The organism is Methylacidiphilum kamchatkense Kam1 (assembly GCF_007475525.1).
Classification (GTDB): Bacteria; Verrucomicrobiota; Verrucomicrobiia; order Methylacidiphilales; family Methylacidiphilaceae; genus Methylacidiphilum; species Methylacidiphilum kamchatkense.
This window is the reverse complement of record NZ_CP037899.1, coordinates 1267464-1288937: the sequence shown is the minus strand read 5'-3', so window position 1 is coordinate 1288937 and position 21474 is coordinate 1267464. Positions and strand designations below refer to the sequence as shown.

20 protein-coding genes, 1 tRNA gene and 1 pseudogene are annotated in these 21474 nt (G+C 37.1%); 6 read left to right on the top strand and 16 right to left on the bottom strand.

The features are described from left to right. Nucleotides 1-12 precede the first annotated feature (12 nt). The 8 genes from cmr5 to kam1_RS06060 all read right to left on the bottom strand — a co-directional run bounded on the left by cmr5 (nt 13) and on the right by kam1_RS06060 (nt 8007). The gene (gene cmr5 / locus kam1_RS06090) at nt 13-375 is read right to left on the bottom strand and encodes a type III-B CRISPR module-associated protein Cmr5 (RefSeq protein WP_039720727.1); all 363 of its coding nucleotides are present in this window, start codon (nt 373-375) and stop codon (nt 13-15) included. After that, complete coding sequence (gene cmr4, locus kam1_RS06085; protein WP_039720728.1) at nt 365-1417, bottom strand: type III-B CRISPR module RAMP protein Cmr4; 1053 nt, start codon at nt 1415-1417, stop codon at nt 365-367. The genes cmr5 and cmr4 overlap by 11 nt, the downstream gene beginning before the upstream one ends. Beyond that, the gene (gene cmr3, locus kam1_RS06080; protein ID WP_039720729.1) at nt 1401-2738 is read right to left on the bottom strand and encodes a type III-B CRISPR module-associated protein Cmr3; all 1338 of its coding nucleotides are present in this window, start codon (nt 2736-2738) and stop codon (nt 1401-1403) included. Before cmr3 ends, cmr4 begins: the two co-directional genes overlap by 17 nt. Next, nucleotides 2735-5710 (bottom strand): type III-B CRISPR-associated protein Cas10/Cmr2, encoded by a 2976-nt coding sequence (gene cas10 / locus kam1_RS06075; protein ID WP_039720730.1) that lies wholly within the window; start codon nt 5708-5710, stop codon nt 2735-2737. The genes cmr3 and cas10 overlap by 4 nt, the downstream gene beginning before the upstream one ends. Nucleotides 5711-5902: 192 nt before the next feature. After that, nucleotides 5903-6316, bottom strand: a complete 414-nt coding sequence (locus tag kam1_RS11260) for a methyltransferase domain-containing protein (protein WP_370657532.1) — start codon at nt 6314-6316, stop codon at nt 5903-5905. Further along, the gene (locus tag kam1_RS06070) at nt 6249-6581 is read right to left on the bottom strand and encodes a class I SAM-dependent methyltransferase (RefSeq protein WP_039720732.1); all 333 of its coding nucleotides are present in this window, start codon (nt 6579-6581) and stop codon (nt 6249-6251) included. Before kam1_RS06070 ends, kam1_RS11260 begins: the two co-directional genes overlap by 68 nt. A gap of 113 nt (nt 6582-6694) precedes the next feature. Beyond that, nucleotides 6695-6889: a hypothetical protein gene (locus kam1_RS06065; RefSeq protein ID WP_143958314.1), complete on the bottom strand. Its 195-nt coding sequence runs from the start codon at nt 6887-6889 to the stop codon at nt 6695-6697. Between the two features lie 521 nt (nt 6890-7410). After that, nucleotides 7411-8007: a hypothetical protein gene (locus kam1_RS06060; protein WP_039720734.1), complete on the bottom strand. Its 597-nt coding sequence runs from the start codon at nt 8005-8007 to the stop codon at nt 7411-7413. Nucleotides 8008-8834: 827 nt separating this feature from the next. On the opposite strand from kam1_RS06060, the gene kam1_RS06055 reads away from it, so the two are divergent. Further along, nucleotides 8835-9029, top strand: coding sequence for a hypothetical protein (locus kam1_RS06055; protein WP_143958313.1), 195 nt, complete (start codon nt 8835-8837; stop codon nt 9027-9029). Nucleotides 9030-9358: 329 nt separating this feature from the next. Here the strand turns inward: kam1_RS06055 and cmr6 are convergent. The 5 genes and pseudogenes from cmr6 to kam1_RS06035 form a co-directional block, all read right to left on the bottom strand. Next, nucleotides 9359-9970 (bottom strand): annotated as a pseudogene (cmr6, locus tag kam1_RS06050) (type III-B CRISPR module RAMP protein Cmr6); the annotation flags it as partial. 613 nt (nt 9971-10583) lie between these two features. Further along, complete coding sequence (locus kam1_RS10140) at nt 10584-10733, bottom strand: hypothetical protein (RefSeq protein ID WP_161792021.1); 150 nt, start codon at nt 10731-10733, stop codon at nt 10584-10586. Between the two features lie 538 nt (nt 10734-11271). Beyond that, nucleotides 11272-11637, bottom strand: coding sequence for a helix-turn-helix domain-containing protein (locus kam1_RS06045; protein ID WP_052250400.1), 366 nt, complete (start codon nt 11635-11637; stop codon nt 11272-11274). Nucleotides 11638-11889: 252 nt separating this feature from the next. Continuing rightward, nucleotides 11890-12573 carry a hypothetical protein gene (locus kam1_RS06040; protein ID WP_039720738.1) on the bottom strand — a complete coding sequence of 228 codons (684 nt, stop codon included), beginning with the start codon at nt 12571-12573 and terminating at the stop codon, nt 11890-11892. An 886-nt stretch (nt 12574-13459) separates the two neighbouring features. Continuing rightward, a complete protein-coding gene (locus kam1_RS06035) occupies nt 13460-14374 on the bottom strand; it encodes a class I SAM-dependent methyltransferase (protein ID WP_039720739.1) in 915 nt (304 codons plus the stop codon). Nucleotides 14375-15150: 776 nt separating this feature from the next. Between kam1_RS06035 and kam1_RS06030 the strand changes: the two genes are divergently transcribed. The 3 genes from kam1_RS06030 (at nt 15151) to kam1_RS06015 (ending at nt 18077) form a co-directional block, all read left to right on the top strand. After that, nucleotides 15151-15495, top strand: a complete 345-nt coding sequence (locus tag kam1_RS06030; RefSeq protein WP_039720740.1) for a DsrE family protein — start codon at nt 15151-15153, stop codon at nt 15493-15495. 908 nt (nt 15496-16403) lie between these two features. Next, nucleotides 16404-16715: a DUF302 domain-containing protein gene (locus kam1_RS06025; protein WP_052250401.1), complete on the top strand. Its 312-nt coding sequence runs from the start codon at nt 16404-16406 to the stop codon at nt 16713-16715. Between the two features lie 789 nt (nt 16716-17504). Next, complete coding sequence (locus kam1_RS06015; protein ID WP_039720742.1) at nt 17505-18077, top strand: hypothetical protein; 573 nt, start codon at nt 17505-17507, stop codon at nt 18075-18077. A gap of 4 nt (nt 18078-18081) precedes the next feature. On the opposite strand, the gene kam1_RS06010 is transcribed toward kam1_RS06015, so the two are convergent. The 3 genes from kam1_RS06010 to queD form a co-directional block, all read right to left on the bottom strand. Next, nucleotides 18082-18154 (bottom strand) — tRNA-Ala (locus kam1_RS06010). An 81-nt stretch (nt 18155-18235) separates the two neighbouring features. Beyond that, the gene (lysS, locus tag kam1_RS06005; RefSeq protein WP_039720743.1) at nt 18236-19696 is read right to left on the bottom strand and encodes a lysine--tRNA ligase; all 1461 of its coding nucleotides are present in this window, start codon (nt 19694-19696) and stop codon (nt 18236-18238) included. Between the two features lie 39 nt (nt 19697-19735). After that, nucleotides 19736-20098 carry a 6-carboxytetrahydropterin synthase QueD gene (queD, locus tag kam1_RS06000; protein WP_039720744.1) on the bottom strand — a complete coding sequence of 121 codons (363 nt, stop codon included), beginning with the start codon at nt 20096-20098 and terminating at the stop codon, nt 19736-19738. A 127-nt stretch (nt 20099-20225) separates the two neighbouring features. Between queD and kam1_RS05995 the strand changes: the two genes are divergently transcribed. Further along, nucleotides 20226-21158: an aldo/keto reductase gene (locus kam1_RS05995; RefSeq protein WP_039720745.1), complete on the top strand. Its 933-nt coding sequence runs from the start codon at nt 20226-20228 to the stop codon at nt 21156-21158. Between the two features lie 29 nt (nt 21159-21187). Continuing rightward, complete coding sequence (locus kam1_RS05990; protein ID WP_039720746.1) at nt 21188-21469, top strand: DUF167 domain-containing protein; 282 nt, start codon at nt 21188-21190, stop codon at nt 21467-21469. The last annotated feature ends 5 nt before the right edge of the window (nt 21470-21474 follow it).

The window sequence follows — 21474 nt, the reverse complement described above, 5'->3', positions numbered from 1 at the left end:
TCCATCCGTTAATCAGATTTTTTTCTTGGCAAAGCGTTTAAGATAAGAAAGGTATTTAAGAGTTTCATAAGTGGCCTGTTGGAGTTTTGAAGATGGGCTTTTAGTAAGATCTTCCAGCATTTGTTCGGCTAAGGATTTATTATTATCCTTGGCAGTGATAATTTTTCTTTTGAGAAGGTAATGAGCTACTGCATCCATTGCGTTGCGAAGAGGTTCTCTTTCGTCCTTCTCTTCAGAAACAAAAGCAAGTGTAGCCAACAATCCATTGGCTATAATAAGTCCAGGCAGCCGATTAACGCTTTCTTTTCTAAGAGATTTTGCTTTTTCCAAAGCATGTGTAGCACGAAACAGATCGAGGTTTGAACTATTGTTCATTGCTCTCTTCTCCTTTTTTAGATAACTTTGAAAAAACTGTAGTACAATATCCAAGACCGGTCCCAGCATCTGCTCCAAATTGAAATATTTTTTTCTCAATAATTTTTTCCTGAAGAAGATCGAATGGATCCTTCTCAAGATTGTCTAGGCTTCTCAATGCACTTTTCCGGACGATGCAATAAAAGGCGGTTTCTGATGGGACATTCTCCTGATTGAATAAGGCGCCACTTTCAGCAGTTCCTGTTTTATCATCAATTTTGACATGTTGAGCAATTTCACAGGCTGATTGGGTGAAAAAGCTCATCATTCCATCACTTATGATAACGACCCGGTCTTCTATTTTTTCCCAAATAGGATCCTTAGATATCAAAGTTCTCAAGTGATTAAGCAAGTCAATATTTGATGGAAGTTCACCGGCATGTTCGAAGACATATTCCTCAAGAATTACTTTGTCTTTTTCGCCTTCTTTTATTGCCAATAAACCATCTTTTTTGAACAAAGCTTGATTATCAGATAAAGAAGGGTGGTCAAAAGGGGAATTAAGACCAGTATCTCGGGCATAACGGTTTAAAATCAGCGGACAGGTTATCCAACCAAAACAGCCCTTAGGAGATCGAATTGGGAAAAAGAGTAGCTTTGCCTCTGAAAATTGAAGAACCCCTCCCTTTGCCTCTTCGTCTGCCCCTGTTCCGAAAAGAGTTTTTCCTTCTTCGTTTCTTATATATTCCTTTTCCTCATTACTATTTACTTTCTTTACTTTCGGTTCGACCCATTCATCAGCGAAGACTCCTTTTATCGCACTGCCAGGAATAATTGGAAATGCCGTATGTCGTTCTCTTATAATGGGCAGATCGATGGCTCCAACCGATCCCCCAGATCCTATGTGTAATGGGGTACGAGTAAAAAAATAAATGATTGCTGTATCATCCATTGCTTTTTCTCCTGCTTTTAAGTTTTTAGTATAAAAGACCCCCAAGAAAATGCTTTTATTATGACATTCATGGACATGCTTCCCTTTCTGTTTCTTATAACTTCCAATCATCCCATATGCCACACAGCCCAAATCCAAAGCCTTTTTCCCCCAAGTAATCCGATCGACATCTTTTATGAAGAGCAAGGTAAAGGTTTTTGGTATCTTCTGTAGTTTTTGTTTCAAAGTAATAAACGGATCCTGCTGGAACGGCCAATAAAGTAGGACGAGGTCCTCTGTCTAGAATTTCCCAACCACCAATCACTATTGGTTTTCCTATTCGAGCGGCTACAAGAGTTGCTTTGATAGGTAAGGCTGTATCTTCTTCAGGATTGTATTTCCACTCAGGATTGTCCCTACGCTGTCTACGGAACTCACGCCTTTTTTCTTTATCCACTACCCGTAGGGCAACATTTTCTTCTTGTTTTTGAGCATTAATCCATCCTGGAAGCCATCCTTGACGAAAGACTGCCGGGCTGATTAAAACCCATTTCAGTCGAGTAGTAGACTCTATTGTTTTCAGTAGAGTAGTAGACTCTATTGTTTCGTCTGTAAGCGGCTGAAGTGTTTCTGCTTTCTTGATCCTAAAAAATCGACCTTCTCCTCCAATATTGATCGTAGTATCAACTAGAGTTTCCACTGGAACTTCCTTTTGATTTCTAGGTTTGTGGGTAGGAGGATCATTGATAACCAATCGCAATCCTATTCCTTCTCTAAGTCTTAGATGTTCTGCGGCAAAGAATTGACTTTCTTTAACAGTCTGACTTGCAGCATCAATGGCTATTCCAATTCTATATTCTGAGTCCCAAAGTGGTTCAGTTGGTTGGTAGGTGGGTTCTTTGTTTTCTAAATAGTTTGCATAGAACCCAGAAGGAACCCATTCTGGAAGCTTGTCTTTGGAAGGGCTAGTTTGAGAAACTACAGGATATTGGAGGGGAGCGGGTAGATCTGATTTTCCTAATAGATCTGATTTTTCTAATAGATCTGATTTTTCTAATAGATCTGATTTTTCAAATTTCGGATTGAATGGTTTTAAAAAGCAGAATCTTTTAATTGATGAGTTTCCTGTGGGATAATGCGATAAGGAAAGGTCTAGTGGAATTGGAAAATAAACTTTGTTGTTTGTTAAGTCAACAGGAAAAGGCCCAATAGTATGAATCCAGTTATAGGCCTCGGTCCCAATTTTCCCTTGAGGTTGACCATGGCGAGAAAATCCATTTGTTTGTGATGTGGGCGTTAGACCAGAAAGGGAAAGCAAAGCAGATCGCACAGCTGAATGAATTGTCATGGGTAGTGGCCAACGAGCGCCTCGGCCATAGCTGCTGCCAGCGGATAGAGGCCTGTTATCCCGAAAAAAACAGGTGTCAAAAGGAATAAGATCAAAAGTCGTCACAGAACATCTCCTTTCTTTTTGAAGAATGCAAAGGTATGGAGTGGACCAAGAAAATCTTTTAATCTGCTGCAGTTTTCTAAGTATTGAGTTAGAGAATCAAAAAGATCTTCTTTCAATTTTATGTCTTCTTCATTATTGGTTAAAAAGTGTTGATCGAGGGCAAAAGAAATATCGTTTTTAACGACTTGCTTTATGTCGTCATCTAGCTGGTCATCATTTTTCTTGTTTAGGCAATAAGGAGAGGTTAATTCAGAGATTCTATAGGGAAGCTTCCCAGAAATTTTTTTCTTTTTATAAAGCTCTTCGAGCTTGGTAAGAATTTGCAAAGGAAGATCTATTTCTTCTGAATCTATTTCTTCTGAATGAGTATGGGAAGGATGATCCCATTTTGATCCCCATTGAATAATTTCTCCTGAGCGTTTGAAAAGACTCACGACGAAAGCTTTTTTCCCGTAGCCTTTATTATCAGGAGAAAGCTTTGCGATTTTTTCAGCTTTTCTAGCCTCTTCAACCAAGTTTTGCAAAGGACTATGAATATGTCCAATGGCGATACCAGCCGAGATATCCGCATTTTTACCCATGGTGATGAGATGGTATTCTCGAGGTATATTAATTTTTCTTTTCCATCCTTCCCATTCCCCATTTAAACTAACAAAACCCCATTGATTTTTGGGTGCAGGCAGTGCTCCTTTAAACAATTTATCATCAACAAGCGAAGGATCTCCTCGAAACGCTTTTCTTAAAGCATAGGCACAGCTTAAGGCATATTCTGCAGGAAGCATAGCTAAGACATCATCACCACCTGCATAAATTAGCTGTCCGTAATATGCTGTTACTATGTAAGGAGCAAGATAAACAGAGAAATTTTCAAGGGCGGTACTTAATTCAATATGATAACTTGGGAATAAAGGCCTTTTGACATCTAAGATCTCCTTTAAATCATTATTCTTCTCGAAATACTCTTTGGCTTCCTTGGAAAGCTGAAATTTAAAAGCCGGGGCGTTAGCTCCACTAAGCCACTTTCCCATCGAATCCCCATCCATAGCTAAAATAGCAATGTAAGGAGTAGGCTCAGACTGCAGACGGCTTTGAATCTCTTTGAGAGACCCAAGTAGATTTTTTTCTAAATGCAAAGAAGCTTCGTTTTTCGTTTTGTTTTCTTTGATTTCGCGTTTCAGTTCAGAAATAAAAAAGAGGCGAGGACTTTCTTCTATAAGAAACTTTTTTGCCTGTTCTTTATCTTTTTTATTAAAAGCTTCTTGAATTAACTCATAGAAAGAATCTATTTTAGCTTTAGTATCATTATCGGTGCATTTCTCTAGCTCTTCTTTGCCCCAATAGTAGGCTGCGACATCGGGTACTGAATCAAAACCTTCGTGGCTAAGGTGATGTTTTTCTTTTAAATAAGCTTCATCCCAGATCCTTTTGATAATATTAATGGCTCCCAGTCTTTCATTTTCCTTGAACTTTCTGGGTAGCTTCTCATACAAAGTATCTTGCCATTTTTCATCACCAATACATTCCTCTTTACCCGAATACATGTCTTTGGGCACCCCACTGCGGCTATGCAATTTTTCTGGATCTCCAAAAAAAGAGAAATTCCGGGTATTTCTTCTTCCAGCCAGAAGAAAATCTGTGAGAGCATAATGTGCAGACCAGCAAAACCCTGGATTGTCAATAATCGGACGATTTTTAGTATCAAATTGAATCTCCCCATTCTCGTTTTTGTAGTTGCGAGGGTCTAAATCGCTTCTTGGGATACGGCGGGAAAGATCGTAAACTTTATTAAGATTATCAGCGGAATGATCTTCAAACGGTAGTTGCTTCAACAACCACATTGTTGTTTCTATATTCTTCCAAGGATAGACTTGCCAAGAAAAGTTAAGAAAGGATTGAAGCTGTTCTTTCCATCGTTCTTCAATCCTTTCGTCCCAATAAATTTCATTCTTTTTCAGATACTTGATGCATGCGTTACTAATGTTATTAAGCTCTTCTCTGATTTTTTCTTCTATGGCCTTTGTGATTATATCGGTTTTATTATAAGGAATTAGCGCAAGAAATCGGTTTGGAAGGTTTGGAGTTAAAACTTGGGAATTATAGCTAAGCTTACCTACTTCTTCCTCCCACAAATTCTTATTATCATTAAGAGTCTTGACTTTACAATAAAGCTCGTCTTTATGCAAAAAATCGAATAGAGGTTGGTCTAAAAGGGCCGGATATATAATAGAGTCAGGTCCCAAACGATCCGTGACCGCCTTGATGCCATGTGCTACCAAAAAGGAAAATAAATAGCTGCCACTCCATAAGTCTTTGGTAGTCCTTGCTTGAGCTATAAATTCTTGAACTGGACCAAGTTGGAAAAGAAGAAAAGCAGGTTGAAATTGAAACTTGATCTGATAGTCAGCTTCTCCGAGTTCAATCTCTGTACAACCTTGAAGGGCACTAGTAATAGAGCAATGCGTCCAGATTGTATGATCAGGGATTCGAGTATCGGCTGGTGAAAAGACAAGATGAGGGTCTTCTTTAGAAACAAATTTTTTCCAAAGTCGCCAATGGATAAAAAATTTGGCCCAATCCTTGCCTATTCTTTTCTCAAAGCCATCAAAAGATTGGTCCTCTACTGATTCATAATCGTAGTTTACTGGCTGATTGCTAGAAATAATCTCTTCTGCTTTTTCCGGAGTTATTGAATTTTTGAATATTAGTGTACCTTCTCCCAGTGTATGATGGTAAGGAGAATCTTTGTCTCCATGAAAAGGAGATTTTAATATAGACGGACGTGGGAAAATCAAACGATCCGCTGCTGCCGCAATGTGATCACAAACTTTATAGAAAAAGGTTTTTGCTTTTTTTACATCAAGCTCTGCATTTTGAATTAAACTATCAGCAATTTCTTGATGCTCTTTAAGGTTATAAGCCTTACACGGTGGATCATGCAGTAAAGCTAATAATTTGCGTTGCCAGAAATTCATAGGAGGATCTTATAAAAAAATTAGTTATAAAAAAGAATTGGAACGTATTGAGACGTCCGTTTTAAAAAAAAACAAAAAACATAGCCCCGCCTTAACTTTTACTTAAGGTATTTATTTTGTTTATTAAAAGCGTATAAAAAAAAATTGCAATAGGATTTTTTTTAAAATAAGGTAAGAGGATATAAAGATAGATTATAAAATATTAATTTTTTGAGCCACTAAAAAAAGATCTTCTCCATCTGCCTCGCAGATTTTTTTTGACCGAAATTCTTCGCATTGAAACAAAAGGGCTAATAGATAATCATACAGAGACTCTGCATGATATTTTTGAATAAATCCCCAAAGATAAATTTTGTGGGAATCTGCCGAGAAGGACTTTTGCTCTAAAGCTAAAAAACCACTCTTTTGTAAGCATACTTTGAGGTTATTACTATTGAATAAATGGATATGACGTGGAGGTTCCAGTCCTCTCCAATAGAAGCCAAAGAGGCAATGTGCAATTGATTGCGTGTTGGGAGTAAGGATAATAATTTTTCCTTCAGGTTTTAGAAGTTTGGAATACCTCTTTAAGCTCAGTAATTGGATCAAGGAGATGTTCAATAACATGGCTGAGCACAATCCAATCAAAGGATTCGTTAGGAAAATGGGCTTCTTTTAAACTTTGAAATATTTTTTTAAGTTGGTATTTCTTTTTTATATATTCAAGAGCTTGCCTGTCGATTTCTATTCCGCTGACTGACCAACCTTTTTTATGCATTCGATGTAAAAATCTTCCTTTGCCGCACCCAACTTCTAAAAGGGAACTAGGAGGTTGGTCCTGAAGGAAGAGATACCGCAATTTGTGTTGCTCAGTTGCTATTCCAAAAGACATTGCTAGGAAAGCACTGAACATCCTAAAGAAAACTTTGAAAACTAGAGAAAAAGGAGAACGGAAAACAAGCTGAGGCTTATGAATATGGTAGTGGGTGTAGAGTTTTGGTATGTCTATTGGCAGAGGCAGAGGACTAATCCAAAGGAGATTGCATGAAGGATCGCTGCATTGGAGGATGTCCCATTTTCCAGGAATATAAAAAAGTTGTCTTCAAGTTGAGAATACAACACTTTGCCTTGAGAACCACAAAGATAACATTCCTTTTTGTTAATCCAATTAATAATATCTCCAGAATAATGGCTTTCCATACAATAGGCTAAAATTCTGGATTTTGCTCTTTCTGGAAAGCCTGAGGATGTATGGAGACATTCCAAATAGTGGATCTATAGACTTAGGCTAGATTTTTTATGCATAAAAAACTAAGACTTATGCCATGTGATTTTCTTTTGGTTGTCTAAATTAATAAGCCATATAGAGGGATGAAAAGCTTGTTGTATATTAGGCGAATCCCAAAACAGTCGATCATCAATGATAATATGCGGTCTTGGTGAACGGATGAACAAAAGTGCTTGAGCACTACCTATCAAAGGATGTGGAAAGTTTAATAGTATTTTTTATGTTTTAACAACAGGAGAATTTTTAATTTAGTCTATTGGCTTGTGAGAAACTTTTGAGTTTAAAGGCTTGATACAACAACCCCTTGATTTCCTAAAAGGCAAAAGAGTACAATGGTGAAATTTCTATAGAAACTTGCCAAAGGTTCTTCTTATGCGTATTACAGAAAAGAAAGAACCATTCTTAAAGCTGCAGTAAGATAAGCTCACAAACTTCATTCCTCTTCATCATCATTGTCCCAAGATCCCTCGTCATCATCTAGACTTGAGGATAAGTCGAAGGGGTCCTCTCTATCGTGCCAGGAGTAGGATTTATACAGGTGATAGGGTTGACTGTTAAACCGAGGAGTAGTGAATCGTTGTCTATAGTAATGACTATCATTATCATCATCAAATTGCGAGCCAAGAGAAAAATAGTCCGCAGAGGAAGAAGAAGCTTTGTGTTCTTTAAAGTATCCAGAACTGCTTCTGGTATTGATCCAAGTGGAAGATTTTGTTGAATCAGAAGGGGAATTATAGAAATACGAATTTCCAGTTGTAAAGCCATTGGTAAAGGTTGGTCCAGGCAGTGTATTAAAGAAGTAGGAGTTTCCAGTTGTAAAGCCATTAGTAAAGGTTGGTCCAGGCAGTGTATTAAAGAAGTAGGAGTTTCCAGTTGTAAAGCCATTGGTAAAGGTTGGTCCAGGTGAGGAAGAGAAAAAATTAGTGGTATTGTTAGTTGTTCCATTTATAAAAAATTGGGCCTTGAGAGGATTTAAGAGTAGAGATAAAAAGAGAATGCACCATGATAAGGAAAAAGAAATTATTTTCATATAAGTACCTTACTCATAAAAAAGATTAACCTTTTCTTTTTAGACATTCTTGCATGTCTTTTTTTTAATTTTTCTTTAAATGAACACTGCTCTGTTCTGTTTAGAAGAAATTTTCCAAAATTTTATCTCTTATTTTTCTATCCTGTTCAGTTGCTTGTATTCTCCAAAAGATAAGACTAAATTATCAACTACAGCATTTGACTGCATCATTCCAGCCTTTATCTTTGCCGCAATCTGTAAGTCCTTGGAATTCTCATGTTGCCATGTTCTTGGAGAATGTTCATATTTAATTTAGTCTTAATAATGGTCCTCCCTAAAGTTTTCTTTTCTGCCTTTAATGGATAATAGGCAGGTTCCTGAATATAAATATCTTCATGATAAGCCTTTCTTTGCATAGGCGCATAAGAATCTTTATTTATCAGCAGCGCATATTTTTTTCCTTTGGGTGAAATCCTCATTGACAAAAGATACTATTTTTTTCGTCAATATATTCTTTTAATATAGGTTTTGGATATTTCTTGTTTATTTTTTCATTCAGAATCTTATCGTGTGGTGCTTCGAATAGTAAAAGATGATACTGATCCTTAATTTGGATAGGTCTAAAATAAACAGCGCTTGCTTGTCTAGGATTAGCTGAACCTAGGGGAGAACCATTTTTTTTTTGCAGAATATTTTTTTCTAAATTTATCTTTTAAGATTGTTTGAGCCGTTTCTAAAAGACTTTTGCACGTTGGAAATGGTTTGTGACAAAATCCCCAACAAAAACCATCATATGTATTCAAAATCTCTTGATACTCTTTAAGATTTTGGGGTGGTTTTTTTGCTTTGTGGTAAACTTTCTGGATGAAAGGAACCGGCGCAACGCGTTGACCGAAAACCAATTGAACCAAAAAGAAGAAAAGCTTCGAGTGCCTTCTGAAATTTGTTATACAAATCCTTCGGAAGATTCTTTCTCCATAAAATTTCGATTTGAGCTTGGGTTCCAGGAGGAATATCTGCATATTGTCGATTGGAAGCTTTGACAAAAACAAAATACCAAAATACCCCAGTTATGCCAGTTATTTTTATCTATCTTTAGCGTCTTGTGTTCAGGAAGAGTAGTTATGTGAAGAAGAAAAGAACTGCTCAAAGACTCCTTCTTTGTGACTCCTCCAAAACTTCTCTTTCTTCTGTTTTAGTTCCACCAAGAACCCGAAATCACCATCTAAGTTTTCCTCGAATAGAAGAAGATCTCAATTCTGGTTGACTCTGATTGGCTCCTGCACAAAAACAACGAGTAATAAATGTGATTTCGTGCTTTTCTTTATTCATGGTTGATTGAATTTTGTTGCCAGATATTTCAATCCCTTGATCACTTTAGAATTTTTGTTGTTTTTTCTTTTTGATATAAATCGGGATTAATTTCTATAAGATACTTAAAAAGAGATATTTGACAAATCTCATCTTTTAGTTTTTCATCATTTAAAACCCCTTCCTCTTCATATGAAAATGGTTTGATTTTTCCTCTATGTTCGTCTTCTTTCAGCTTAGAAAGTTTGTCAAGCCATTTAGGATCAGGCTTTATGCTTTTTCTTTTATTGACTTGTAGTATTGACTGTTTGATCCGATCATTCTCGTTGCAATCAAATTTTCCGTAATCGGCGGCTGTTTTTGCTCCAATGTCAAAGCATTGCAATCTTTCTGCAAGCCATAATTTTGCCGTCGATAAAAGATCTGCTCCCTCTTCAATTACTCTTCTATGTTCAATTGGAAGAAGAACGAAAGCAAAATACAGTCCTGGAGCAATAGCTGGGAAAAACACTGGGTTTGGAGCTTCGTCATCGGTAGCATTATCTATTTGCCCTTTATAGTAATTCTCATGGTGACAGCAAATCACATCCAATTCGATATTAATTTTGATTTCTGCTTTGTCCACTTTGAGCAAAGATAGATCGAAAGGATAAGCGGGTAGAAAAGAAACAACACCTTTAAAATTATTTAAGTTTTCCTACAGTCGTTCTTTTTTTAGGATGATTAATTTGATTAATAAGATATGAGCAGCTTCCTCTCTTATATCAATCCATTGGCTATTACTACCAAAAGCTAAATCCGAATTTTCTTCCTTCCAATCTTCACTAGACCATCCAAAGATTTTTCAATCTGAAGAAGCAGCTCTTTTTTCTTCTCCTTATCTTTGCTGTTAAGAAGATTCTGTATTGCCATTCTTTTTGCGCACCCCCATTGACTGCGCTACTAGGGATATAAGGGATTCCGAATCGGTCCAAGCATAACCCGGCATTTTCTAAAACTCCCCAGGCCATATTAACCATTAATCGAGATCTTAGTTGACCGAAAAGAACATTGTTATTTAGAAAATTATTGTCAGCATTAGAAAAAAAACTTTGGAACCAGGAGAATAGTTTTTGATAGTGACAATTAATTGGGCTTTCAGGAAAGGACTTGAGTATTTATAATTTATTCTCTATATCCGCTATTTTTTCGCTATTTTTCCTTATGGTTCTGGTTCAATAGATGTTTTTTTTTTTTCCTTTTCTAGTGATTGAATCAGGCTTTGTACTTTTATGGAGGAATTTCCACTAAACGACTCGAGCTAAAGAAAAAAGCCGATATTCCTTAATTTTAAAATCCAAAAAAGGAAATTTATCCAAAAGAAGACTTAAGGAGTCGCACTGTTTGACTTCTTCTCCAAGGGTTTTTCTTAAGTCTTTGGTCAGCCAGATTGGCATATGACAGGTTTCTTCTTTATAAGTTCTAAATTTTTTTTGAAAACAAAACGTTTGATGAAGCTGCTAGATTGAAGTGATACAGTCTTAGCTATAATTTGAAGATTAAGTGAATGTCCACTCAATAATTCCTTTTGCATGTCCTGTAGGGTAGGACTAAGTAATAATCTGCCAAATTTCAATTGCCTACTCAAAGAGTGTACTAGGAGTGTGTTTTGATGAAGTTTATGGAAAAGGTACATCAAAAAAGAAGTCACCTCGATCATCATGTTATCAAGGAAAAAAAAGATCCCTTTTCAGGGTCTTTTCTGATCGAATCGATTCCCTTACTCTTTTAATAGTAAAAATAGTTTTTTCCCAATCTGATGATCCATATAGCCTTCAATGCATCCAATCGTAGAGATTCTATAGAATAGGAAAATAGGATCAAAATCCTATTTTAGCTTTCTTTCTGAAACCATCCTTTACTAGTAGCTTGTTTTTTCTCCTCATAAAACAATCATGATTGGATTTGGACTACAGCAATAAGTTCTAACGGCACTTATAGTCTTTTTGATATTTCTTTTAACAGGCTCATCAAAGCTTGATAGATGTCTTCTGGTAATTTGCGAAACTCCTCTACCTCCTTTAAGTCAATCTTCTGGAAGCTATAACCGTTCTTGCCATTGTGGTGAAAATTCATTTCTCCTCTGCCAAGTATTAACCAATCCATAGAAATATCTAATTTTTCGCATAACAGTGCAGCATGTTTTAAAGAAATACTTTTTCCCTGTTGCCATCGACATATGGTGCATTCGTGTATTCCTAGTTCTTTAGCTAAAGCGAGCTGTTTATTACATAATCGAGCACTTAATGCTTCTTTGATTCTCTTTCCCCTATTTGGATCATGATTCTTGTATGTTTTCATGCATTATGAAAACATTTTGATTATACACAAGTATTTGATATTTAAAAAGTTATAATAATATCATCATATTATTTATCCATCGTCTTTAATTTTTGTTATAAAATCAGTCTGCTCCTGTTAATTACATGGAAAGAGAAGGCAAATTTTTATTTTTGCGATTTGCCTTCTCTTCCAGTTAAGAATAATCAATCTCCACAATCATTATAATGATTTATGTGTTGATATGAATCTCATCCCAATAATCATTATAAATCACGCTATTGGTTCTGGCTCTCCTTTTACCACTTTCCAATCCCCCGTTGAGGTATAAATCACGGTGCACTTTTCAAATGCGAATGAAGTAGGAACATGGACAACTGCAGCCTGATTGGCTACCTGTTCCCAATTGGCAAGTACATTGCTTCCATATTCACCGATGCTTATGTAGAACCGCAATTTTGGGGTCAATATTCTTGTTTCTTGAGGTTCAGGAGACCAAGTCATGCCCATAAACCCTGAGGTTGTCTTTACCCCAAAAGATTGGTTGCAAAACCAATCATTGTCTTGATTCTTGACTTTATCAAATCTGTTAGACACAATGGAAATCGTATTGGTTGGAGATACTTTTGGCAATTTTGTCAACGTCGGTCCTTCATTAGGAGGTACAGTTGAATAATTTGCTTCCCAAATTTCCCCAATGTTAGCGTCTTCCACAATATTTGATACAATCTTGACTCCGAGACCAACCGCATTATTACTCGCTCCTGCTCCTATAACGTATTGAACCGGGATTTCAAAATAATTATGACCATTTGCATTATTTCTAATCCTCAATCTCACATTGGAATTAGCAAATACGCGTTGATCATTGACAAGTTCCTGTGGAGGAGCAAGAAAGCACCAAAAATTCTGTGCATCCGCTCCATTGTTTACTACATATATTCTATATATATCCATGCTTATTCTCCTTTTAATAGTTTTTTATTAATACACTGAATCTAATTAGTTCATATAAGTATTTTGTAGAACTATGGATTATAAAATCAACTTCTATTGATTGCATAATGTGCAATTATAAAAAAATCCATTGCACTATGAGCAAGATGATGTTTGTGTCTAATTAAAAATAACAACCTGCTAAATGCACATTATAAAATGGCTACAACGGTCTCATATATTATGAAGGTGCTTGAAAATAAGGACATTGTCTTCTAGCCAGAAGAATACATGCATTTTTTATCTATTTTTTTATTATGTTTTATAGAATGAACTCTTAGAAAGGCAATTTAGGAAAAGAAAGATAGAACCATTCCACAGAATCATCAACATCGCATTTTTAGTTGATTCCAATAAGATGAAAAACTATTGCTTCTAGAAATCATTAAAAGAAAAATCGAATATGCATCAGAAAGCAAAGACAAACGGAGAGAAGTTATTTTACATGTGGCAAGCAAGATCATTATTCACTGAAAATGATCTAGCTGGTGATTGTGTTCCCATACTTTTTCTTATTAGAATGTGAAAACTAATTTTTAAAAAATCCCATTCCTTATTGAAACCATTTTTTTAATAAACATCTAAAGAAGAGTAGACTTTTAATTGATTTTAAAGGGACTAATTTTCTTCCATTCGAAAGCAAGTGGATCAAGAGTCAAGAGGGATTATCGGATTATCATTAAAGGAGGTGGAAGAAGAAGGGATTTTAAAACCTAAAAAAAATCTTCGGATTTAGTGCCTATTTATGGAGAACATTTGATTGCACCGCTAAATAGAAAAAAATGGATCTATTTCATGAGGAAGTGATGTCTTTTCAATCATATGGGTTGGACTTTTACACAAGATATTAGCTCTTTAGATCTATTTTTAAAAAAGCTTTTGAGACAACTGTCTTAGGTTTATGTCCAATTAGAATGAGGGTTCTATATTTCATTGGTATTCCCTGAGAAGTCATTGTTTCTGACAGTTTCTGTTTAAACAAAGACAAAATTCGCTGTCTTTTCTCTTCGGTAATTCCTGCTAAAAAATTACCAAAATCGCTTGCTTCCAAAAATTCGATAACTTCTTTTGGAGATTTTACATAATTGGTTTTCTCCTCTACCATTAATGAGTCGATAATAAAGCCACTTTTGATGACTAAAGATTGGAGTTCTTCCTTACTTATATGATAAGGCACAACAAGGTCTTTGGATGCTGTCGGACCAAGCACTGCTTGAATTGATTCACTAAGAATTTTGAAATTTTTAGAATGTTGTTCCTTATCTCCAGTGCATAAGCCTAATCTACCCCCAGGCTTAAGAATCCGAAAAATTTCTTCTAATGCCCGCTTTTTATCCAATATCCAGTGGAAAACATAATTGAGATAAACGACATCATAAAAATTGGAGGGAAGACTGGATAAATCATCAGAACCTCCAATCCTAAAGGAAAGATTTTTATCCTTTTTTTGGTTTGCTAGGTCAATTCGGTACGGTGAGGGGTCTATCCCAAGCACCCACCCTTTTGGCTTAACAAACTGAGCTGTATATGCGGTTAATTCGCCCGAACCACATCCAATATCTAATACTTTCTCTCCGGCTTTAATCTTTAATAAATGGATCAATTTTTTACCCTGCCGGAATTGTGGTCGGCTTAGCCGCTGGTAAGATAAAGCAAGAGCAGGGGAATCACGAGAAACATCAACTGTAGCACCAAAGAAATCTGAAGTTAGGTTGCTTAAAGAAATAAATACGATAATAAGAAAAAATACATGTTTTTGCACCGAGGCGATATTTTATCCTTTCAACTATTAATAAACTCTTAAAGAGTTTACTGAAATAAAGAAATCAAAAAAAGGTTTATTCTTCGCTTCTTTTCCCTTTTTAACAAGTTTCTTTGAGAAAAGTCATAACTACTGGATTGTTGAATCTATCAAGTTCTATCCACATCTTTTTCTTATCCAGAGTTAAAATATATTTTCATGCCATAGTCTCTTACCTCCCAAAAGGAACCCAGCGACTGTTTCCCACGTAGTCATTGGTGCGATGTGGCTGGAGCTAATTACATAAGGCACCGCATTTCATCCATGATAGAAAAATGTGTTCTTCCAAAGCTGTTGATTTTCTTCAAGTTTTAATCTCTAAATGAATTGGAGAAAGCCTGCATAAGCGTTGTCTGCAGATTCAGGATTGTTGCCTATCAGTTGGTGGCTCATCGGTTCTAAAGGCTCAGCGTACTTGGAAGAACCTGGATTCTAGACTATTTCAATCTAGTTTGGAATGAAGGCTAGAAACCCTTATTGTAAATTCCTTTTAAATAAGTACTGGTTCCAATCTGTTCATCGAGTTCATCTTTAAGATTAAGATACAGTCATAAGTGCCAAAATCGGAAAAAAAATCAATCGAATAATCTTTCTGAGAGCAGAAGAATAAAGAAAAACAAAATTTTCTTTATTTTGTAGAAATGAGCGAGTTGATTAATTTAAAGACAAAAAATCTTGTAAAACAATATGGGCAATCGTTGAATAGAATTATTGTCCAAAAACATGGTGAATCATGAATGAAATCTATTCTTATTGTAATTACAATGGGAAAAGAGGCTTTCCCGCGAATAAATTCTTTACTCCATATGACACAAGTTTTAGCCCAACAAAAGGATACAAAAGTTGAATTACTTCTCTTAGGTCCTGGGGTTGAGCTACTTCGTGCCAATCAGAAATCTTCGCCAATATTTTCAGAAGCCTTTAGTCAGCTTCGTCAGATTGGAGTCGATATTGCTGCCTGTGCAGTTTCTTTAGAAGCCTTTGGAGTTCCTGTCGAACAAATGCTCCCTGCAAGAGTTGTAAAAGGCGCTGTGGAGATCAATGAGCGAATAGATCAAGGAGTTAGGATTCTAACTTTTTAAGGATACGGAGGCTCTCAAAGAACACCTTTAGGAATATGAAAATAAACAGAGAGCTTTTTCTTTTTCCATCTTCAATCCTCTGTTTAGGGTAGTGCTAAAGAGAGAATAATTAAAAATTAGGACTTCACTAAATGACTGGAAAAGAAATGGCACTATCAGTCTTCTTGAATAGATATCTCGATAAGTCCTTAATCAAGAGCCAGAGAAAAACTTAAGTGCTTTGGACAATACCTCGATGCGTATCCCTGCTATTTCGAGAGTGGAATAGGTTTGCCAATTGTTAGACCTATAAAGCATGAGATCTATCGGGTTTAGGCCCTTTGGAAACTTATTACCAAAATCAATTCCGGATTAAATAGCCTTAAGCCGAAGCTTCTGCTCCTGTTATCCAATCAATATTTTAAGACCATTGATGTGGGGTTGTGGCGTTAGCCGATGAGATTAAGTTGGAAAATCTGGATGCGGCTTTAGCCGTTCAGAAAGTTAAATAGTAGTAATAGTAGATTCTGGAAAAGTCGAAATGTTCTGGTTCAGTATATGATGAAGCCTTTAGCATTATTCTATTCCCATCTTTACAGAAGTTGATAGAAAGAGAACAAATTGAAAATATCTTTGGTGGTTATTGAGTATGAAGCTTTATACCGATTCGAACTGAATATAGCAGAATTATAAGAAACAAAAGAAAAAGCAAGGATTGGATAGTTATTCTGTGATGGCTTCAGATTTGACAATCTGCATAAAATTAGATTAAGAGTGCATTATACATGGCTACCAATAATTTTCGAAATTCTAATAAATTCTCATAAATAGATGGAGAAGGTATGCCTGGACCCTTGCCTGAAGGAATAGTACGATATTCTTCACCGTATAAATTTTTAGACACAATTTTGCGGTTGAAAAGCGCATTAATGACAGAAGGTTTTCGGCTTTTTGCTACGTATGATCATAGTCAAGCTGCAAAAGAGGTGGGTTTAGAGCTGCCACCGACTGCTGTGATTGTCTTTGGAAATCCTTTAGCAGGAACAGAATTAATGCTCCAGTCTTCTACTCTTGCCATCGATTTGCCTAGTAAACTTCTTATTCGGCAGAACCTTGATAAAACCGTTGATGTCTTTTTTCATCGCCTGTCTCATCTTTGTCAATATCATCAACTAACAAACTTGATTTCTAAGGCTGAAGCCTTTGACCAACAGATTATTGCGCTAATCCAAAATATGTGAATATGTGAACTATGTTTATCTTTGTCTGAATCCATATTTTGTTTAGAGATTTCAATGATTTCATAGTCTTTATGATGAATCTTAGACAAGATGTCATGCTTATTGGAATAAGTCGAAGTGTGAATTCAAGAAGTATCCATTTCTCTTGCTCAATATTCTGTAGTGGAATAAACTAAAAAAACAGTGTTTCAATCTTTTTGATGGAATCTTTTCTCTATACTACTATTATTCCCATCCATTTCTAAAAAGCCAAACTTTCTTGTCTAGCATCAAAAACTCACATACCACACACCGTAATGTCTATTCTCCTCAGGAAAGATTTTTTTATCTTGAGAACACCTAAATCTTTTATTAGTAGGATCACAGGCTGATCCACCTAGTCCTCTAACAAATATCTCAAACGACTACGAATAAAATCTAGAAGCCCTGTTAAGTTCGCTAAAAGTTGCTTTGATCCTCTTTTGCCCTCAACAAAACCTTCTTCATGGAGCTGATTCGAAAGCTCATAGTCCAGGAAGTTATAAATAAAGGCTTGAATAAATTCATTGTAATGAATAGGAAGAGTAGCTTTTTTGTCTTCAGGTTTTAATCGTAAGATTAAACGCATGGATTAAAAATAGGATTTACTATTTTTGTTTTTAAAAGAAAAATATCTTTTCCTAAGAAAATTTTTAATCCCTTTAATTATCAACAGGTTAAAAAAATATTTTTATAAAACCAATTTTTTTCTTTACGAGTGGATGGTAGAGGATTAAAAATGTCATTACATTAAATACTTCTTATGACAACATGAGACTATTCTTTTGTCCTTTATTCATATGGATTTTCGGATGGATCTTTGGGTTATCTTCTCCTTCTTTTGCTGACTGTGGGCATGTGTGCAATAAAAATGCAGGACGTTTTAAGTGTCCTGTAATGGAAAAAGAAGGGTATTCGGTGCATATGGATCTTTATACGCAACAATCCATTTATCAGGGCCAAACCTTTTGTGATAATATGCCTGATCCGGGTCAAGCCACTATTGTTGTTGACTTAATCAGTGATAAGGCAAGAGCGGCTTCTGTGGCTGTGAAGCTCTTTTCGGACAATGACAAGCTGCTGAAGTCATTGGCATTTCGGTCGTATCCGAATGGTACCATTTCCTTGCCTGTTTATTTAGAGAAAGGCAGGTACAGGTTGGAAGTGATTCTAAAGGATAAGCCAAACAATCAGCTTACTTTTGATTTTCCCATTACGGTAGCAATAAAACCTTGGAATTATTATCTTGTGGAAAGCAAAATGGGTATTTTGCTTTGGGCTACGAGTTTAGCCATGATTTTGAGTTTCTCCTTATTTCGTCTGGATCGGGCTGTAAGGCGTTAGATTCTGGAGGTTAGGGGATTCGAACCCCTGACCTTCTCATTGCGAACGAGACGCTCTACCAACTGAGCTAAACCCCCCTTTCTATATATTCAATACAATTTATTCATTAGAGAAAAATGCAAGCAAAATAGAATCACTAAGGAGAAGCAACCTGATTCTTATTTTTCCTCTTTTGGTCGAAGGAGTGGGAAAAGAATGACATCCCGGATTGATTCTTGGCCGGTGAAGAGCATGGTCAATCGATCGATCCCCATTCCGATTCCTCCCGCCGGAGGCATACCGTACTCTAAGGCTAGAAGAAATTCTTCATCAATTTTTTGTTTTTCTTCTCCTACCTGTTTTTCAAGCCGTTCTCTTTGCACAATCGGATCGTTTAGTTCGCTATAACCCGGCGCCAGTTCCTGACCGTTGACGATCAGCTCAAAAACATCAACGAACTCTGGCTTCACCTTATTTTGTCTGGCTAGTGGCACTAGATCTGCAGGCAGTTCTGTAACAAAAAGTGGACCGATTGTTCGAGCTTCGACTAGCTTTTCAAAAAGATGTTTAGCAATATCACTTTCAGTATATTCTTCTTTGACTTCGATCTCAAACTCCTCAGCGACCTTTCTTTTTTCTGCCTCATCCAAAGTAAACCAGTCTTTGCCAATGGCTTCGCTAAGCACCTCTCTGAACGGTTTTTGTGGCCACGGAGGGGTCAGATCAACGATTTTATTTTCCCCTAAGTGCTTGGAGGCAGGAAACTGCAAGGTACCAAAGACGCGTTGAGCCACGTGAACAATTAGCTCTTCGAGCAGTTGTGCCATCGAGCGGTAGTCTCCATACGCACAATAAGCCTCTAGCATCGTAAACTCCGGATTATGTTTTCTAGAAATGCCCTCGTTCCGAAAATTCCGGTTTAGTTCGAATACTTTTTCGAATCCTCCGACCAGCAGTCTTTTCAGATAAAGCTCAGGGGCGATTCTTAAATAAAGAGGAATTCCAAGGGCTTCGTGAAAAGTTTTGAATGGATTGGCTGCTGCCCCTCCGGCTACTGTTTGCATCATCGGGGTTTCGACTTCTATAAAGCCTTTTTGGTGAAGGAAATGACGGATTTCTTTAATGATCTGGCTACGATTAAAGAACACTTTTTTGACTTCAGGATTCATTATTAAATCCAGATATCTTTGTCGGTATCTGGCTTCAACATCATGCAGCCCATGCCACTTAGAAGGAAGAGGGCGTAGCGACTTTGCAAGCAGCTGCCAGCTTTTCACTCTGACGGTCTTTTCTTTTGTTTTTGTAAGAAAACACTCTCCTGCTACTCCAATGATATCTCCGAGGTCCAAATGTTTTAGCTGCTGGAATGCTTCTTGGCCAACCGATTGCGGATTAGCATAAATCTGCATTTTTGCGCTTTGATCCTGTATATGAGCAAAAAAGCTTTTCCCCATATCCCTGATGGAGAGAATGCGGCCTGCGATCCGAACGGACAGGTTCTCGACGAAACTAGTAATAATTGTTTCAATCGGTTGGGTATCGGGATAGGGCCCTCCGAATGGATCGATGGCTTGGGATTTCCAGTAGTTCAGTTTTTCCTTCCGCAGTCTCAGAAGTTCTGATTCTTGAGTTAAAGACATAATGGTTAGTTCCTCTCTGCTGAAAAGTTCTTCTACAATCTATTCTCCTCTGTATATGCACCGTGTTCTGGCTGTTTCCTGAACGGTGATTTCATACAGTCCAGGCAGTTTATCCTGAAGCTTTTTCCAAAACCACCCAGCCATATTTTCTATAGTTGGATTTTGGAGTCCTTCAATATCATTCAAATAACTGTGATCGAGCTGTTCGATCAAAGGAATAACAGCCTCGGAAATTTTGGCATGATCATAAAGTATGCCTCGGGTAGGGTCGACTTCTCCTCGTACGGCCACAGTGAGCTTAAAGCTATGGCCATGGATCTTACGACATTTATGGCCTTCGGGAAAAGAAGGTAAAGCCTGAGCGGCTTCAAAATCAAAGTCTTTAGATAGTATTACTTGCATGCAAATTTATGCTTGGTTCATTTTGGACAAATGCGCAAACAATCAATAAAATAGAAAGTAATCGATTTTTAAAAGCTTTTTGTGCAAAGTGTATCTATAAACGGGTGGAGTTCAAAAAGAAACGTCTATGGAATATACAGTTCTTGGCAAAACAGGTTACAAAGTTTCAAGGCTAGGACTTGGAACCGCTGAAATTGGCTTTGAGCATATGCAAACGGCAGCCGTTTCTGAGTTGCTGCTCTTTGCTTTAGATCATGGTATCAATCTCATCGATACGGCTCGGGGCTATGAACAGTCTGAAGAGCTGATTGGCAAAACGGTTGCTCATCGAAGAAGAGATTTTATCCTTGTCACGAAGTGCGGCTATGGCGAGGTGGAAGGCAAAGAGTTTTTACCCCCTTGGTCTAAAGAAAAGATTGCGGCTTCAGTGGATCAATCTCTCAAAAAACTGCGAACCGATCATATTGACATTATGCTTCTGCATACTTGCTCAAAAGAAATTTTAGCGAAAGGCGAAGCTCTAGAAGCTTTACTCGTAGCCAAAGAAAAGGGGAAAATACGGTTTATTGGTTATTCTGGAGACAATGAGGAGGCCATCTATGCTTTGAGTCTTCCTGAAATTGATGTATTAGAGATGAGTTTGAATGTGACCGATCAGAAGAATCTCGAAAAAGTTTTACCGGAAGCCAAAGCTAAAAATGTGGGTGTTTTAGCAAAAAGACCCTTGGCCAATTGCCCCTGGAAAGATCCTACGGAATTGAGTCCTTCCTATGCAAGGGAGTATGGGGCTGAATACAGGAAAAGGTTTGAGCAAATGCGGCTAAAACCGGAAGATTTTGGCGTAGAAAAAAAGGATTGGCCCAAGTTTTTCTTGCGTTTTGTACTTTCTTTTCCCGAAGTGCATTCGGTTATCGTTGGCACGACAAAGCTAGAGCATCTCTTTAAGAATATCGAAACCTTACAAGAAGGTCCCCTGGAGGCGTCTGTACTCCAAAAAGTAAAAGAGGCTTTTCGGAAAGCCGAACAGAATTCAGCAAGCCCTTGGCTTGCACAAGGATAAGAAAAGAGAAGAGACAGCGGCATCTTTTTATGGTCTCGGCACGACTGATGATCAAGGTGGTAGCCAACGCAAAAAAAACTGAGGTCGTTGGCAAGCATGGAGAATTGATTAAAATCAAGCTTTCAGCTCCACCCGTGGAGGGAAAAGCCAATGAACTGCTTCTTACTTTTCTTTCTGACCGGTTGGAAGTCCCCAAAGGATTGTTGCGTATTGAAAAAGGAGAAAAAAACAGGCTTAAAACAATCGTCATTGAGGAATGGTTAAGGAAAGATAGCCCGCAAGATTTTCTCCTGAAAGCAAAGGTTAAGTAACAGGA